The sequence below is a fragment of the Micromonospora sp. NPDC023633 genome (genome assembly GCF_040640035.1).
In the GTDB taxonomy this organism is placed as follows: domain Bacteria; phylum Actinomycetota; class Actinomycetes; order Mycobacteriales; family Micromonosporaceae; genus Micromonospora.
This window is the reverse complement of sequence record NZ_JBFABB010000092.1, coordinates 1-14,457: the sequence shown is the minus strand read 5'-3', so window position 1 is coordinate 14,457 and position 14,457 is coordinate 1. Positions and strand designations below refer to the sequence as shown.

Genomic DNA, 14,457 nt, shown 5'->3' with positions numbered 1-14,457 from the left:
CGGGGGCATGTCGCAGCCTGTCCGCTGCACCTGGTGCGGCGGCGTCTACGACCTCGGCACGGTGACCGTCACCGCTCGCTACACCGACTGCTCGATGTGGAAGGCGCCGTGCTGCGGAGCAACGGTCGACGACCGGGGCGAGACGGGCTGGAAGTCCCGCAAGGACTACGAGCGCATCGACAGCCCGGACCCGATCAACCGCCGGGGCCAGTGGGCCAGCATCGACGGCCGCCGCGCGAGGTGGCGGCCGTGATCGACCGGCTGATCCTCGCGGACGTCCTGCGGCACGTCACGCCGCGCATCATCCGCGCCCGACGGCTCCGGCCGCGCCGGGCGCGCCTGCTCGCCGCCAAGCTCCGACGGAGGACGAACCGATGACCCAGCCAGACCGCACCGCGCAGCTGACCGGATCCGACTACGTCCGCGCCGTCGTCGACCAGCTCGTCGCCCTCGACGTGCCCGTCGACCTCAACGCCCTGGACCTCGACGAGGAGCAGTGCAACCTGCCCGTCATCGAGGGCGACGAGATCGTCTGGCTGCGCTGGCTCGACGACCCCGAGCACGGATGGCACCTCACCACCCCAGGCGGTGAGCGCTGCGCCGCGATCTGCGCCCCCGACACCCCACCCGCCGAGGCCGCCCGCATCCTCGCCGACTACGTCTGACCCGGAGTACCCGATGACCGATAAGCCGTACACCGACGCCGACGTCGACGACCTGCACGAGACGTTCGCCAAGGCGTGGAGCCTGCACCTCAGCCAGCACCCGGCACCCCCGTGCAACCCGGAGATGAACACCGAGGACTGCTGCGACCGGAGCGGCCTGCGTGCAGTGCTGGACGCGCTAACCGCCGCCGGACGGCTCGCCCCGGCCGACGACGACCCCCGCCACGTCATCCAGTTCCGGGCCGACGGATGGACGATCAAGCACCCGCTGGCCTGCCGGCTCGGTGACCTGTTCGGCTGCGCCGTCAACCAGGCCGCCGAGGACCTCGACGGGCCACCGGTGCCGCCCGGTCGTTACGTGGTGACCGTAGACGGTATCGACGGTCGGCTCCGGGTCGGCGAGAGCGTCGACGAGCAGGCCGTCGCACCGGCGGCCGGCGCGCCGACCGGCACCTGCCCGTGCACCTGCCACCAGCCCGACCGGTGCCCCTGCAAGCCCGGTACGCCGCAGCACCGCCACGGGGCCGGCGGCTACTGCACCGTCGGCAACCCGGTGCCGGCCGACGAGCGCCCCACCCGCGAGCACGTCATCGCGTTCGCCGCCGACGGCACATGGACGCTGGAGCACCCAGCCACCTGCCGCCCGGCCGCCGTCAGCCGCGTACCGCGCGAGGACCCGACGTACTGGGACTGCGCGGTACGCCGGCTCGCCGAACGGCAGGTCACCTCCGACCTGACACCGCTCGTCGCCGGCGGCCGGTACACCTGCTCGGTTGGCACCCTCGGCGACGTGTTCCTGCTCGGCGACCGCCTCCACGACGACCAGTGCACCGCCCCGGTCTGCGCCGCGTGCGGGTGTTGGTGTCACGCCGAAGAGCAGACGCCCGCCGCGCCGGACCACGACCACACCTCCGGCCTCCCCACCTTCGCCCCCGACGCCGAACTCTGCGTCAACACCTCCACGGGTGCCGAGATGTGGACCGGCGCCAGGTGGAACGAGCACGTCACCGCCGCCACCAAGCATCAGCGGATCGTGCCGCAGCGGCTGATCCAGTGCCCGCCATCCACCTGCACCACCACCTGCCCGGCCAACCCCGACCGCACGGAGGCCTGACCGGTGGACGACGAGCAGCTGCGCGCCGTGGCCGCCACCCGCCCCGGCTACGCCACCTACCCCGACACCCGACCCGGCTCGCCGTCCTGGTGGCGACGCGACGTGCCTGGCACCCAGCCCCGCCCCACCACCGGCCCCACCCGTGCAACCCTCGCGGGCCCCGCCCTCGAGGAAGCCCACGCCGCCGCCACCAAGGCGCTCCGCCCGCTGACCGTCGAGCCCTACGGGGACCTGCACTGCGTCAGCGCCGGCCGGGCCGCCGGCATCGCCGTGGCGGCCGCCGCGCCGGCCCTGATCGCCGAGGGCCGCCGCCTGGCCGCCGCCGACCTCGCCGAGCGGCGCGCCGAACGACTCCGCCAGGCCCTCGACGGGGCGCACACCAACCGACCTGGCTTGTGGCGGCGGGCCGCCCGCTGGCTGGGGATGGCCCGATGACCCAGCACCTGCTCGCCGCCGTCACCGTCCACACCGACGGCGCCATGTCCACCCGCGTGTGGCCCATCGCCGACGTCGACCAGGCCGTCGCGCACCTCGGCGAGCCCAGCCACCGCACGCACATCCCCGCAGGTGCCCGACACGCCGCAGACGACGCCATGGCCGCCCTGCGGGCCGCGTCGGTCGTCGTGCCCCGGGAGGGCTGACCAGTGCCCGACGAGAACGTCTGTTGCGTTCCGGACGCCGCGAGCGATGGAGAGAACGTGAAGACCCATCACCCCCTCGCAGACCACCCCCACACCGACCCCGGCGACGGCCGCACCGAATGCGACGGCTGCGGCAAGTACGTGTGGCCCGTCATCCACTCCTGCAAGGGCATCCCGGTCACCGCGAAGGCGTGGGCCCGGTACGCGCAGCGAAGGGAGCGGGAGCTGGTCGACGCGCTTGCCGACTGCGTGACCAAGGCCGTCGAGTACGGCGAGCAGGACGGCGGGTTCGTCGCCTTCTACCTACTGCCCACCGGCCCGGTTCACCGCGCGATCGCGCTGCTGCAGGAGCGCCACGGCGTGACCGTTCGGCCGGGCTTCGACGGACGCGACCAGGTGGAGGGCTGACCGTGACCCACCAGGCGCCGCTCATCCCCACCCGCCACGCCCCCGACATCTGGCGGAAGTTCCGCCTCGACGGCGGCCGGATCAACGCTGCGCCGTGGGAAGACGCACGCGCCCGCGGCGAGCCCGTTGGCACCTGCCGTGCTCCCGCCAGCGATAAGGCGTGTGGGGGCTACCTCACGCCCGAGAAGCCGTACCAGTCCGGCCTCATCCACTGGTACCCGACCCGCTGCGACACGTGCGGCAACGAAGCCGCCGCCCGCGGCCCCGCACCCCGCAAGAAGGGACGACGCCAGTGAGCGCCCGCACCCCCACCACCCACCCCACCCACTGGGGCACCTGGCCCGCCTGGCTCGACCGCGCCACCGCCGACGGCATCCAGCCCGCCTGCCGCGGCGCCACCGCCCTCTACTTCCCAGGCGACGGCAAGGGCACCATGCGCGCCATCCAGCAGGCCAAGGCCATCTGCGGCACCTGCCCCCTGCTCGCCACCTGCCGCGACTGGGCGCTCCAGCAGCCCGCGCGCTGGCTGTACGGCGTGTGGGGCGGCCTCAGCCAGTACGAACGGATCGCCCTCGCCCCACGCAATGACCAGCCCGACAACCTGCGCCAGAACCACAACTGAAACCGCACAGCACAGAGGAGCATGAAGTGGCCCGCAGCGAAGCACGACTTGCGGTCAGCATCTGGACGGATGCCGATTTCTTGGCGCTGAGCCCCACAGCTCAGCGCATGTTCATGTTCCTGATTTCGCAGCCCGACCTGGCCCATGACGGGGTGCTCGCACTGCGCGAACGCCGCTGGAGCAAGAAGGCCGCCGGAATGACGCGAGCCGATGTCGAAAGGGACCTGAAGGATCTGCGGGCCGCGCGGTTCATCGTGGTCGACGAGGACACCGAGGAAATGCTGATCCGGTCCTTCATCCGCCGCGACAAGGTGTACCGGCAGCCGAACGTGCTGCGGTCCGCCGCCGATCACCTCGCGGTCGTGTCGAGCCGGGCCATCCTCGACGCCCTGGCGGTCGAGCTGCGCCGGGTGCTGGTGGCGGACGACCTCGCCGAGGCGTCGGCCGGGATCGTCCGGGACATGATCGCGACGGCCGAGAAGGGTTCCGGGAACCCTTCGCCGAACCCTTCCGGGAACCCTTCGGCCGGTACTCCCGGGGATAGGAACCCTTCCGGCAACCCTTCCGGGAACCCTTCCTCCGACCCAGCACGCACCGTCAACGACAGCAGCACCGACGGCGACGGGGGCGACGTTTCCGCAGGTGCTAAGGGTTCCGGTAACCCTTCCGGGAAGGGTTCCGGGAAGGGTTCCGGGAACCCTAGCGCCGGTACTCCCGGGGAACGGGGAGTAGTTACGGCCGTAAGTAGTGCTTCCCCTAGCCCCGGTCCTCGTTCCGCGGACCCCGGTCCCCGCCCCCAGTCTTCGACTGGGGGGGCGCGTGCGGGCGTGCGCGAGACGCCGCCGCCGGCCGACCCGGCCGGGCCGCCCCCCTCCCGATGCGACGAGCACATCGACCACCCCGACCCGCCGCCGTGCGGCCGATGCGCCGATGCACGCCGCGCCCGTGAGCGGTACTTCCAGGACCAGGCCGCCGCCGTCGCCCGTGCCCAGTCCGAGCGCGCTCGCGGTCAGGCCGAGGCCACCCGTGCCGCCATCGACGCCTGCCGGCTCTGCGACGAGCACGGCCAGCGCGACGGCCGGACCTGCCTGCACGACCCCGACATCAGTACCCGATCCCGACGCGGCGCCGAGCTCGCCGCCGCCGCCATCCGCCGACCGACCGCCCAGGAGCAGCTGTGACCGTCGCCCGCACCCGCACCCGCCGCACCACGCCCGGCCCCGCCACCGGCGACCGCCGGCTCGTCGAGCCCATGCTGCTCGACCCCAGCCGCTGCACCTGCCAGCGACCCATGCTCGTCGGCACCTTCCGCGCCGAGCAGCTCGTCGCCCTGGAGCTGCGCCACCTCCGATCGGCCGGGTGCGCGTACCCCGCGCAGCCCGTCGACGTCGCGTCGTGGCTACGGCCGTGGTGACCGCCGAAGGGTGCCGGCACTGCGGCGTCGCCCGCCGCGACCACGCCCAGACCTGGCACCCCGACGCCGGATGGCACGGCTGGACCGAGCCGACCCGCCAGCAGATCCACGACCGGATCCGCGCCCGCTACGCCAGGCGCTGACCCACCGCACAACCCGCCCAGCGAAAGGCCCGCATGACCAGCACCTGCACCATCTGCGACCGCCCGCAGGCCGACGCCGCCTACGCCTGCCAGCACTGCACCGACCGGGCCTACCGACACCTGCACGACCTCGCCGACGCCGTACCCGCCGCCCGCGACGTCGCCGCAGGCCTCGCCCGCCAGGGCGCGCCCACCCGGGGCCACGCCGACGGAGGCCGCATCCCGCTCAACCTCACCGCCAGCCACCGGCTCACCGTCGTGCAGAACGAGATCACCACCTGGGCCCGGCACGTCGCCGGCGAACGCCACGACCAGGCGCCCGCCGGCCGCGACCCGCTCATCGCCGCCGCCCGCTACCTCGCCGGGCAGGTCGGGTGGATCCGCAAGCACCCCTACGCCGAGGAGGCGTACCGCGACGCCCGCGTCGCCGCCGGCATCGTGCGCGGCATCGCCGCCGGCCCCGCCGAGCGACGCTGGCTCGGCCAGTGCGGCGCCGACCTCGACGACGGCCAGCGGTGCACCGCCGACCTGCACGCCCGCGTCGGCGCCAACACCGCCGTCTGCCGCGCCTGCGGCGCCCGGCACGCCGTCGCCGAGCGGCGGGCGTTCCTCGACGGGCAGACCGCCGACCAGGCGTACACCGCCCGCCAGATCAGCCAGGCGTACCCGCAGATCCCGGAGGGCACCATCCGCAGCTGGGCCGCCCGTGGCGACCTGGTCGCCGAGCTGGAGCCGCTGCCCGACGGAGTCGAGGGTCCGCTGTGGGTGCACCGCGACGCGGGCGGCAGACCCCGCCCCCGGTACGTCCTCGGCGAGGTCCTCGCCCTGGCGGCCGCGAAGGCGGCGGCCCGGGCCGAGCGTGAGGCGCGCAAGGCGCGGCATGATGACACCACCGACCCGGAAGGACGTGCAGCATGAGCGACAGCACCGACCTCGGCGCCACCTCCGCCGAGGCCCTCGAGGGAGCCGAGCGGATGGCCGCCGAGCTGCGCAAGGCCGGCTGGCGGGTCGAGCCGCCCAGCACGACGCCCATAACCGGGCTCCTGATGAGCGATGAGTACCGCAAGCGCGTCTGCCAGTGGGTGCGCGACAACGGGCTCGACCCGAGCGACATCCCGGCTGACGCGGACATCAGGATTGACCACGACCGCGACACCATCACCACCGACGTGTTCGCCCGAGGCGAGGACGGCAACCTGGTGGTGACTGGGAACCACGTGCTGCGCAAGCGCGCGACCGTCCCGCTGCGCAAGCCGTGGAGTGACGGCGACCCGCCCGCCGACCACCCAGCTTGACAGCGGCGAGATCGTTTGCAACGCTGTCGCGCAGACGGACCCAGTGTCGAAACAGCCCGGTTGAGCGCCCAGCTCCCGGGCTGTTTCGCTGCCCGGGGGTGAACGATGCGACGCCGTCCACCCCTGCTGATGCCCGTGCTGTACGCCCTCGCCATCGTCGGCATCCCGGCCGCCCTGTGCATCTGGCGCAACCTCGGGGGGTGACCCATGCCCCAGCGTCCCTGCCTCGACTGCGACCGGCCGACCAGCGGCACCCGCTGCCCCGACTGTCGAGCGGCTCGGGACCGCGGCGTCCTGCGAGCCAAGCGCGTCCGCCGCCCGCGCCTGCCCGGCGAGGACAAGCGCCGAGCCGAGGCCGTGGCTGAGCACCGACGCAAGCACGGCGACTGGTGCCCCGGCTGGCGCAGGCCAGCGCACCACGCCACCGACCTGACCGCCGATCACCCGCGCGCAGTCGCGGCCGGAGGCGACGAGCGACAACCCCTCGGCGTGCTCTGCCGATCGTGCAACGGCACTAAGGGTGACCGGGAGTGACCGCCCGGAGGTAACGCAGCGTGACGAAAAAATCTGGATCATGAAGCCAGGAGGACCCCCGGGGCAGGCTTCTCGGCGTCTGTACGCTTCCCACCCTCCGATTTGTTACCGTGCGTGACGGGTGCCGCGTTCGTCGAAGAGGCGCCACCCAGTGGCGGTCATCCTGACGGCGTAGCGCACGGCGGAGGACAGCGTCCCGACGTTCGCTGTGACTTTTAGGTGGGCAAGGTCGGGAGGCGCGCCGGGCAGTTCCTCCAAGCTGACGACGTTGAGCGTCGCCCAGAGGTCGCCGTGCGCGATGGCGCTGCAGATCTTCCAGGTGAGCAGGTAAGGCTTGTTGCCGCTAGGCATGGCGTCACCGGCGGCCTGGACGATCTCGGCGTAGCTCACGTGCTTGACGGCCTCACGTTCATCGACACCTCGCCGCTTCGCGATCGCCTTGAGTTCGTCCCGGCGCTCCGCTTCGGTCTTCGGCCCGGTCGCGCCGAGCAGCTTCATCGCCGACTCGCTGCCGCGGATGTCGAGCGCGGCGAAGCGCAGCCGCCGGAGAATCCGCTCCGCGCGGTCGTCCGGGGCGAGCAGCCACACCGCCGCGCTCGCGTTCTCCAGGGCAGCGCGGGCCAGCGAGTATGGGGCGTACATGTGCATCACCTGGGCGTCCTTGAGGAGGGTGCGCAGGCAGTGCAGGTGGTCGACGGCGTGCGAGAGCGCGTGCCAGGCGGCCTGGCTGAGCTGGTGCGGGTCCGTCTCCTTGTTGTCGCGGCTCAGCGTGCTGCGCTCCTGGGGGCGCTCGCGCGGCCCGTCGGGGTCCAGGCGCTTGAGCCACGGGTCGATCCTGTCGAGCTGCCGGAACATCTCGGCGAACAGCTGCTGCTCGTCGTCGCCAGTCATGGCCAAGACGGTAGGGCGGCACGACGGCGCGACGAAACCTGAATTGTCGGCCCGATCGAGGGAGGTGGGCCGTGCCGCAGCCGCCGAAGGACAACCCGGCGCGCCGGAATGCGCGTGTGGGGCCGCTGATCCTGCCGGCGAGGGGCCGCGAGGGCGATCCGCCGGCCTGGCCGCTGCCGGGGCGCGCCAGCAGCGATGAGCTGGCAGCCTGGGCGCAGCTCTGGGGCACGCCGCAGGCGGTGGCGTGGGAGCGGTTGGGCTGGACGCGGACGGTGGCCCGGTACTGCCGGGCGATGGTGCGCTCGGAGCTGCCGGACGCGTCGGCGGCGATCATGGGCCAGGTCACCGCGCTGGAGGACCGGCTGGGGCTGACGCCGAAGGCGATGCGGCTGCTGCTGTGGACGGTCGCGGCGGACGAGGTCGCCGAGCGGCGCGAGCAGAAGCAGGGCGCGTCCGGTGCCCGTGGACGCATCAAGGCGGTCGACGCCGGGTCCGCGTGAGGGGGGTCCGATGCCGTGGAAGGGGCCGAGCGAGCCGGGCGAGTTCCCGACGTTGGGCTACGCGGTCGGCGAGTGGATCGAGGCGCACTGCGTCGTGCCGGACGGCTACCGCATGGGCGAGCCGTACCGGCTGACCGACGAGATGTGGACGTTCCTGATCCACTTCTACCGGCTGTACCCGTACGCCGCGCCCTGGCCGGCGCCGGACGCGTTGCGGTACTTCGGCGCCCAGCTGCGGCGGGTGCAGAAGTGGGGCAAGGACCCGCTGGGCGCGGCCATCGACCTGGCGGAAGCGTTCGGTCCGACCCGCTTCGACGGCTGGGACGCCGCTGGCGAGCCGGTGGGCGCGCCCTACCCGACGCCGCTGATCGTGTGTCTCGGGGTGTCCGAGGCGCAGACGGACAACACATGGCGGCCGCTGCTGTCGATGCTGCGTAACGGCCCCCTCGCCGACATGTCGGGCCTGGACATCGGCGACACCCGGGTAATCCTGCCGGGCGGCGGGAAGATCGAGCCGGCCACCACGTCGGCGAAGAGCCGCCTGGGCGCGCCGATGACGTTCGCGTCGATCACCGAGCCGCACCTGTTCACGCTGCAGGGCGGACTACGGCGGGTCGCGGGCAACGTGAAGCGCAACATCGCCGGCATGGACGGCCGGTGGATCGAGCTGACGAACGCCCCGGACCCGACCGAGGGGTCCGAGGCGCAGGTGACCGCCGAGTCGGGCGACGAGCGGATCTACATCGACACCGTCGCGCCGAACCGGGTCGACGACCTCAGCGACGACGAGGCCCTGTACGCCGAGCTGCAACGGCAGTACGGCGACAGCGCCCGGGAGCGCGGCGGCTGGGTCAACCTGAAGCGGATCATGCACGAGGCCCGTTCCAGCCGGCACCTGGAGGCCGACCGGCGGCGCTACTTCCTCAACGAGGAGGTCGTGGGCCAGTCGATGCTGGTCGACCCGACGCACTGGGACACGATGGCCCGCTCCGACCAGCTGCGCCCGGGTGACCGCATCGCCGTCGGGTTCGACGGCTCCCGCAACCGGGACGCGACGGCGCTGGTGGCCTCCCGGCTCATGGATGGCCGGCTGTTCCAGCTCGGAGTGTGGGCCCGGCCGGCGAACGCGGGCCCGGACTGGCGGGTGCCTCGCACCGACGTCGACCGGAGGGTGCGGGAGGTGTTCAGCGCCTACCAGGTGGCGCTGATGTACGCCGACCCTTACCGGTGGCAGGACTACCTCGACCTGTGGTCGGCGGCGCACCCCGGCCTGGTGATGGAGTTCCCGACCAACGTCGAGCAGCGCATGGACAAGGCGATCAGCCGGTTCCAGGAGGCCGCGTCCACCATCACGCACGACGGCTCGGCGCAGCTCGCCGAGCACATGAAGAACGCGGTGATCGTCAAGGGGTCGCGCAAGAAGCTGCGTCCCGGCGAAGAGACCGAGCTCGCCGCGTACTACCTGAAGCTGGCCAAGCGCGGCGACGGGATGCTCATCGACCTGGCGGTCGCCGCGGTGCTCGCCTACCACGCCCGGGGTCGCGCCATCGAGGACGGCGGCCTGGCTCCTGACGCACCGCCGCCGCCGGCGCCGGTGTCGATCCCCGCGACGGCCGGCTGGTCGGAGACCGGGGACCTGATGACCGCAGGGTTCTGACAACGGACGGGAGGTGACCGTCGATGCCTACGACACCGCCTGCGCCTGTGATGGAGATCGGCTACGCGTCGCGGTCGACGGTGCTCGGCTGGATGGAGTTCGCCGACGAGGAGCCGACGCCGGAGCTGCGGTGGCCGCGCTCGATCGAGGTGTACGACGCGATGCGCTCGCACGATGCGCAGGTCGGGTCGGTGCTGCGGGCGGTGACGTACCCGGTGCGCCGCACGCCGTGGCGGATCAACCCGGCCGGCGCCCGCGACGAGGTGACCGAGTTCGTCGCCGACAACCTCGGCCTGCCGATCGTCGGCGCCGAGCCGCAGCCCCTACCGCGCACCCGCGACCGGTTCTCCTGGCAAGAGCACCTGCGCCTGGCCCTGAACATGCTTCCGTTCGGGCACGCCTACTTCGAGCAGGTGTACCGGATCACCGATGACGGGAAGCGGGCGCGGCTGCGGAAGCTGGCGCCGCGGCTACCGCGAACGATCGAGCAGATCAACGTCGCCGACGACGGCGGCCTCGTGTCGATCACCCAGTTCTCGTCGAAGATCGGCGAGCGGCAGAGGCCGATTCCGGTGGACCGCCTCGTCGCGTACGTGCTTGAGCGCGAGGGCAGCAACTGGCTGGGGCGCAGCGTGTTGCGCGGCTGCTACAAGAACTGGCTGATCAAGGACCGGCTGCTCAGGGTCGACGCGCAGACCATCGAGCGCAACGGCATGGGCATCCCCCTCTACAAGGGCGGCAAGGGCGAGACCGACCTCACCAAGGGCGCGACGATGGCGCAGCAGTGGCGCTCCGGGGAGTCGGCCGGCGCCGCGGTGCCGGAGGGCGCCGACCTAGTGCTGCGGGGCGTCGAGGGAGACCTGCCGCAGGCGCTGCCGTCGATCCGGTACCACGACGAGCAGATCGGCAGATCGGTGCTCGCGCACTTCCTCAACCTCGGCACGCAGACCGGGTCGTGGGCGCTCGGCAGCACCTTTGCCGACTTCTTCACCCTCTCGCTGCAGACGCTGGCGCAGGAGGTCGCGGACGTCGCCAGCCAGCACATCGTCGAGGACCTGGTCGACCACAACTTCGGCGAAGAGGAGCCGGCGCCGCTGGTGGTGTTCGACGAGATCGGCAGCAGGCAGCAGGCGACCGCGCAGGCGATGAAGCTGCTCGTCGACGCCGGAATTCTCCGGCCTGACCGTTCCCTCGAGGAAGACGCCCGGCAGCAGTACGGGCTGCCAGCCAAGGACAACCCGGCACCGGCGCCGGCCGACGATGGGAGTAGCTGATGAAGGGACAGGCCGACCTACTCGACCTGCTCCAGGGCCGCCCGGACCAGCTGGCCCGGGCGGTGCAGGAGTCGCACCGCCGCGCCATGGCGCTGACGACGGCCGAGGCGACGCCGGAGTGGTACCGGGTCGGCCCGGTACTCGCCGCGGCCGCCGACGACGGTGACGACGGGCCGGCGAAGAGCGCCAGCGCGGACGTCTACGTGTACGGCACCATCGGCGGCTGGCTCGGCATGGACGCCGACGACTTCGTGCGCGACGTCGCCAGCCTCGACGTCGACCTGATCCGGCTGCACATCAACAGCCGCGGCGGCGACGTCTTCGAGGGTGTCGCGATCGCCAACGTGCTGCGGCAGCACCGCGCAAAGGTGATCGTCCACGTCGACGGCCTGGCCGCCAGCGCCGCCTCGGTGATCGCCATGGCGGGCGACGAGGTCGTCATGGGCGTCGGCTCGCAGATGATGATCCACGACGGCTGGGGCGTCTGCATCGGCAACGCCGACGAGATGACCAAGGCCGCCGGGATGCTGGCCAGCGTCAGCGACTCGATCGCCTCCACGTACGCGGCCCGAGCCGGCGGGAAGGCCGAGGACTGGCGGGCCCTGATGCAGGCCGAGACGTGGTACACGGCCGACGAGGCAGTCGCGGCGCGGCTGGCCGACCGGGTAGCGACCGACGACGACAAGGGCAGCGCCTCCGGCGAGCAGGTCACCCCCGGCGGATCCGGCAGCTTCTGGGACCTGTGGGACTCGTACGCCAGCGCCGACCAGGACCTCAGCGCGTTCCGCTACGCCGGCCGCGCCAACGCACCGGCCCCCGCCCTCGCGGCGGCCCGCCGACCTCCGACCGCGTCCGCGGCCGGATCAACCACCGAACAGGAGAGGGGCAGCGACGTGGCGTTCAGCGACGAGCAGCTCAACACCCTGCGGAAGCGGCTCGACGTCGCCGACGACGCGGACCCGGCCGCCATCCTGGCGGCCGTCGACGCGCTCGCCGAGCGGCCGTCCGCGCCGCAGACCGCACCGGGCACCGTGGTGCTCGACGAGGCCCAGCACGCCCAGCTGCTCGCGGACGCCCGCGACGGCCGGGAGGCGCGGGCGCAGCAGCTGCGCGAGCAGCGCGAGGCGACCGTGAAGGCGGCCGTGAAGGACGGCCGGATCCCGCCGGCCCGAGCGAAGCACTGGGTCGAGCAGCTGGAGGCCGACCCGGGCGCGGCCGAGACGCTGGCGAAGCTGAAGCCGGGCCTGGTGCCCGTCGACGAGATCGGCTACGCCGGCGAGGACGCGAAGGCCTCGGCCGACCCGGCCGCCGCAGACGACTACTGGTTCGCGGGCACGCCGGCCCCGAGCCGGAAGGGGGACTGACCCATGGCGAACGAGTGCATCCCGTTCTACGAGCCCGGACGGCGCATCACCGGCCACGCCACCGCCGCCGTGACGGGCTGCCGGTTCGTCGGAATCTCCGGCAACCGGCAGGCGGACGGGTCGATCAGCGTCGCGCACGCCACCGCCGCCGGCAAGGCGTTCGGCGTGGCGGCCTATGACGCGGCGACCGGCGAGAAGGTCGGCATCCTGCGGGGCTCCGGGTTCATCGTCCCGGTCACCGCGGCGGCTGCGCTCACCGCCGGACAGGGCGTCGAGGTCGGCGCGAACGGCCAGGCCGCGGTCCTCGCGGCTGGCATCCGGGTCGGCACGGTGGTCACCGCCGCCGGCGCCGGCACTCTCGCGCAGATCGCGCTCGACTGAGAAAGGGGGACCACGTCAGATGCCTACGCAGCAGACCGCGTACCCGCTGGCCGCTCCGACGATCACCGGGAACACGCTGACGGTCGACCAGGCCCTCAAGCAGCCGACGCGGATCACGCGCCGGATCATGGACCTCACCCTGCAGCGGTTCATCGTCGACCGCATCTTCGCCACCGGCGGCACCGCCACCGGCTCGGTCGTCTACGACCAGGCGACCGTCAACGAGCTCTACACCGACCGCGACGTCGAACGTCGCGGCCCGGGCGACGAGTACCCGATCGTCGGCTCGCAGCGGCCGACGCCGAAGGTCGCTCTGCCCGAGGACTGGGGTGGCAAGTTCTTCATCACCCGCGAGGCGCGGCGGCGCAACGACGTGGCGTTCTTCAACAACCAGGTCACGCAACTGGCGAACACGATCGTCCGCCGGGTCAACACGAACGCGGTGGCGGTGCTGGAGGCCGCGATCGCGTCGCTCGGCGGCGCCGGCACGTTCGTCGGCCACAACTGGGCCACGGTGGTGACTGCCGGCGCGGGCCAGACCAACAACTCCGGCTGGCCGGCCGCGGACTTCGCGAACGCGCAGTACCTCGCCGACGTCGACGAGCTCGGGGTGCAGTACGACCTCTGGATCGTCAACCCGAAGCAGAAGATGGACCTGGTCACCGCCTACGGCAACGCGCTTCCCGACATGCTGGAGGCAGCCGGCATCGACGAGCTGTTCGCCAGCAACCGGGTGGCCAACGGCACGGCGTACGCGGTGGCCCGCGGCCAGGTCGGGGAGCTGCGCGTCGAGCAGCCGCTGGAGACCGAGACGTGGGAGGAGCAGGCGACCAAGCGCGACTGGGTGCAGTCCTCCGTCGTCCCGATCATGTACGTCACCAACCCGTACTCGATCAAGAAGGTGACCGGGCTCAATGGCTGAGAAGACGATCGTTCACGGCAGCTTCTGGTACATCGACGACGAGGGCAGGCATCAGTCCGCCGTCCGGGGCGACACGGTCGACATCACGCGAGACGAGGACCTCAAGCGGGGCGAGCGGCACGGTGCGTTCGCCACCGAGGAGGACCTGGCCGAGGGTTCCGACTTCCGGGCGTTCGTCGACCGGCGGGCGGCGGCGCCGGGCGTGGTGTTCGTCGACCCGGCCGACGTCGAGGATCGCACCTCGATGGCGGGGTCGGCGGACCCGCGCATCCAGTCCGGCCTGATCGACCCGACCACCGTCCCCAGCCGGTCCGGAGCGGCCGGCGAGACCGAGGGCGGCCGGCCGACGGCGCGTGCGCCGAAGGCGGACTGGGTGGCGTACCACGTCGCCCAGCGCCCGGACGACCTCGACGAGGACACCGCCCGGGCGCAGGCCGAGGCGATGAACCTGGACGACCTGAAGCGGCGCGCCGGCGTCGACTACCAGGTCGAGCCGACCCCGCCGCAGGGCTGACCGGTGGCGGACCTGTTCGACACGGAGGACCTGCGGAAGCTGCTGCGACTGCCGGTCGACGAGTTCGATACGGCCGCCGCGGGGATCGCGCGCCGTCAGGCCGGTGGCTGGCTCTCCG

General features: G+C 72.6%; 22 protein-coding genes. 21 read left to right on the top strand and 1 reads right to left on the bottom strand.

Annotated elements, in window-relative coordinates; translation table 11 throughout:
* Positions 1 to 7 precede the first annotated feature (7 nt).
* From AB0G13_RS24785 to AB0G13_RS24720, 14 genes are read left to right on the top strand one after another with little or no spacing between them, the layout of a single operon-like run.
* Positions 8 to 253 (top strand): hypothetical protein, encoded by a 246-nt coding sequence (locus AB0G13_RS24785; protein ID WP_357878550.1) that lies wholly within the window; start codon positions 8 to 10, stop codon positions 251 to 253.
* Positions 250 to 378, top strand: a complete 129-nt coding sequence (locus tag AB0G13_RS24780; RefSeq protein ID WP_357878547.1) for a hypothetical protein — start codon at positions 250 to 252, stop codon at positions 376 to 378. The genes AB0G13_RS24785 and AB0G13_RS24780 overlap by 4 nt, the downstream gene beginning before the upstream one ends.
* Positions 375 to 665 (top strand): hypothetical protein, encoded by a 291-nt coding sequence (locus AB0G13_RS24775; protein ID WP_357878544.1) that lies wholly within the window; start codon positions 375 to 377, stop codon positions 663 to 665. Before AB0G13_RS24780 ends, AB0G13_RS24775 begins: the two co-directional genes overlap by 4 nt.
* Positions 666 to 678: 13 nt before the next feature.
* Positions 679 to 1,779: a DUF6085 family protein gene (locus tag AB0G13_RS24770; RefSeq protein WP_357878541.1), complete on the top strand. Its 1,101-nt coding sequence runs from the start codon at positions 679 to 681 to the stop codon at positions 1,777 to 1,779.
* A 3-nt stretch (positions 1,780 to 1,782) separates the two neighbouring features.
* Entirely contained in the window at positions 1,783 to 2,214 is a 432-nt protein-coding gene (locus AB0G13_RS24765) for a hypothetical protein (protein ID WP_357878538.1), read from the top strand.
* Entirely contained in the window at positions 2,211 to 2,420 is a 210-nt protein-coding gene (locus AB0G13_RS24760) for a hypothetical protein (RefSeq protein WP_357878536.1), read from the top strand. The genes AB0G13_RS24765 and AB0G13_RS24760 overlap by 4 nt, the downstream gene beginning before the upstream one ends.
* 57 nt (positions 2,421 to 2,477) lie before the next feature.
* Positions 2,478 to 2,828 (top strand): hypothetical protein, encoded by a 351-nt coding sequence (locus tag AB0G13_RS24755; RefSeq protein WP_357878533.1) that lies wholly within the window; start codon positions 2,478 to 2,480, stop codon positions 2,826 to 2,828.
* Between the two features lie 2 nt (positions 2,829 to 2,830).
* Positions 2,831 to 3,124: a hypothetical protein gene (locus AB0G13_RS24750; protein ID WP_357878529.1), complete on the top strand. Its 294-nt coding sequence runs from the start codon at positions 2,831 to 2,833 to the stop codon at positions 3,122 to 3,124.
* A complete protein-coding gene (locus AB0G13_RS24745) occupies positions 3,121 to 3,450 on the top strand; it encodes a WhiB family transcriptional regulator (RefSeq protein WP_357878526.1) in 330 nt (109 codons plus the stop codon). Before AB0G13_RS24750 ends, AB0G13_RS24745 begins: the two co-directional genes overlap by 4 nt.
* 26 nt (positions 3,451 to 3,476) lie before the next feature.
* Positions 3,477 to 4,631 carry a hypothetical protein gene (locus AB0G13_RS24740; RefSeq protein ID WP_357878523.1) on the top strand — a complete coding sequence of 385 codons (1,155 nt, stop codon included), beginning with the start codon at positions 3,477 to 3,479 and terminating at the stop codon, positions 4,629 to 4,631.
* Entirely contained in the window at positions 4,628 to 4,864 is a 237-nt protein-coding gene (locus tag AB0G13_RS24735) for a hypothetical protein (protein WP_357878520.1), read from the top strand. The genes AB0G13_RS24740 and AB0G13_RS24735 overlap by 4 nt, the downstream gene beginning before the upstream one ends.
* Entirely contained in the window at positions 4,858 to 5,007 is a 150-nt protein-coding gene (locus AB0G13_RS24730; RefSeq protein WP_357878517.1) for a hypothetical protein, read from the top strand. The genes AB0G13_RS24735 and AB0G13_RS24730 overlap by 7 nt, the downstream gene beginning before the upstream one ends.
* Before the next feature lie 33 nt (positions 5,008 to 5,040).
* A complete protein-coding gene (locus AB0G13_RS24725) occupies positions 5,041 to 5,925 on the top strand; it encodes a hypothetical protein (RefSeq protein ID WP_357878514.1) in 885 nt (294 codons plus the stop codon).
* Positions 5,922 to 6,302, top strand: coding sequence for a hypothetical protein (locus tag AB0G13_RS24720; RefSeq protein ID WP_357878511.1), 381 nt, complete (start codon positions 5,922 to 5,924; stop codon positions 6,300 to 6,302). Before AB0G13_RS24725 ends, AB0G13_RS24720 begins: the two co-directional genes overlap by 4 nt.
* A gap of 639 nt (positions 6,303 to 6,941) precedes the next feature.
* Here AB0G13_RS24720 and AB0G13_RS24715 read toward each other — a convergent pair.
* Positions 6,942 to 7,727 (bottom strand): hypothetical protein, encoded by a 786-nt coding sequence (locus tag AB0G13_RS24715; RefSeq protein ID WP_357878508.1) that lies wholly within the window; start codon positions 7,725 to 7,727, stop codon positions 6,942 to 6,944.
* A gap of 71 nt (positions 7,728 to 7,798) precedes the next feature.
* Here AB0G13_RS24715 and AB0G13_RS24710 point away from each other — a divergent pair, with 71 nt between their 5' ends.
* The 7 genes from AB0G13_RS24710 to AB0G13_RS24680 are packed head-to-tail and all read left to right on the top strand — an operon-like array spanning position 7,799 to position 14,339.
* Positions 7,799 to 8,227: a hypothetical protein gene (locus tag AB0G13_RS24710; RefSeq protein WP_357878505.1), complete on the top strand. Its 429-nt coding sequence runs from the start codon at positions 7,799 to 7,801 to the stop codon at positions 8,225 to 8,227.
* Between the two features lie 10 nt (positions 8,228 to 8,237).
* Positions 8,238 to 9,884: a hypothetical protein gene (locus AB0G13_RS24705; RefSeq protein WP_357878502.1), complete on the top strand. Its 1,647-nt coding sequence runs from the start codon at positions 8,238 to 8,240 to the stop codon at positions 9,882 to 9,884.
* 23 nt (positions 9,885 to 9,907) lie between these two features.
* The gene (locus tag AB0G13_RS24700) at positions 9,908 to 11,158 is read left to right on the top strand and encodes a hypothetical protein (RefSeq protein ID WP_357878499.1); all 1,251 of its coding nucleotides are present in this window, start codon (positions 9,908 to 9,910) and stop codon (positions 11,156 to 11,158) included.
* Positions 11,158 to 12,522, top strand: coding sequence for a head maturation protease, ClpP-related (locus tag AB0G13_RS24695; RefSeq protein WP_357878496.1), 1,365 nt, complete (start codon positions 11,158 to 11,160; stop codon positions 12,520 to 12,522). Before AB0G13_RS24700 ends, AB0G13_RS24695 begins: the two co-directional genes overlap by 1 nt.
* A 3-nt stretch (positions 12,523 to 12,525) precedes the next feature.
* The gene (locus tag AB0G13_RS24690) at positions 12,526 to 12,903 is read left to right on the top strand and encodes a DUF2190 family protein (RefSeq protein ID WP_357878494.1); all 378 of its coding nucleotides are present in this window, start codon (positions 12,526 to 12,528) and stop codon (positions 12,901 to 12,903) included.
* A 19-nt stretch (positions 12,904 to 12,922) separates the two neighbouring features.
* Positions 12,923 to 13,825, top strand: a complete 903-nt coding sequence (locus AB0G13_RS24685; RefSeq protein ID WP_357878491.1) for a major capsid protein — start codon at positions 12,923 to 12,925, stop codon at positions 13,823 to 13,825.
* Complete coding sequence (locus AB0G13_RS24680) at positions 13,818 to 14,339, top strand: hypothetical protein (protein ID WP_357878488.1); 522 nt, start codon at positions 13,818 to 13,820, stop codon at positions 14,337 to 14,339. Before AB0G13_RS24685 ends, AB0G13_RS24680 begins: the two co-directional genes overlap by 8 nt.
* Positions 14,340 to 14,457 lie beyond the last annotated feature (118 nt).

Bases quoted from the DNA above. Each gene is read 5' to 3' on its own strand.
- AB0G13_RS24715 (WP_357878508.1), bottom strand. From the start codon at position 7,727: ATGACTGGCGACGACGAGCAGCAGCTGTTCGCCGAGATGTTCCGGCAG.
- AB0G13_RS24685 (WP_357878491.1), top strand. From the start codon at position 12,923: ATGCCTACGCAGCAGACCGCGTACCCGCTGGCCGCTCCGACGATCACC.
- AB0G13_RS24720 (WP_357878511.1), top strand. From the start codon at position 5,922: ATGAGCGACAGCACCGACCTCGGCGCCACCTCCGCCGAGGCCCTCGAG.
- AB0G13_RS24690 (WP_357878494.1), top strand. From the start codon at position 12,526: ATGGCGAACGAGTGCATCCCGTTCTACGAGCCCGGACGGCGCATCACC.
- AB0G13_RS24775 (WP_357878544.1), top strand. From the start codon at position 375: ATGACCCAGCCAGACCGCACCGCGCAGCTGACCGGATCCGACTACGTC.
- AB0G13_RS24700 (WP_357878499.1), top strand. From the start codon at position 9,908: ATGCCTACGACACCGCCTGCGCCTGTGATGGAGATCGGCTACGCGTCG.
- AB0G13_RS24785 (WP_357878550.1), top strand. From the start codon at position 8: ATGTCGCAGCCTGTCCGCTGCACCTGGTGCGGCGGCGTCTACGACCTC.
- AB0G13_RS24705 (WP_357878502.1), top strand. From the start codon at position 8,238: ATGCCGTGGAAGGGGCCGAGCGAGCCGGGCGAGTTCCCGACGTTGGGC.
- AB0G13_RS24770 (WP_357878541.1), top strand. From the start codon at position 679: ATGACCGATAAGCCGTACACCGACGCCGACGTCGACGACCTGCACGAG.
- AB0G13_RS24725 (WP_357878514.1), top strand. From the start codon at position 5,041: ATGACCAGCACCTGCACCATCTGCGACCGCCCGCAGGCCGACGCCGCC.
- AB0G13_RS24680 (WP_357878488.1), top strand. From the start codon at position 13,818: ATGGCTGAGAAGACGATCGTTCACGGCAGCTTCTGGTACATCGACGAC.
- AB0G13_RS24695 (WP_357878496.1), top strand. From the start codon at position 11,158: ATGAAGGGACAGGCCGACCTACTCGACCTGCTCCAGGGCCGCCCGGAC.
- AB0G13_RS24760 (WP_357878536.1), top strand. From the start codon at position 2,211: ATGACCCAGCACCTGCTCGCCGCCGTCACCGTCCACACCGACGGCGCC.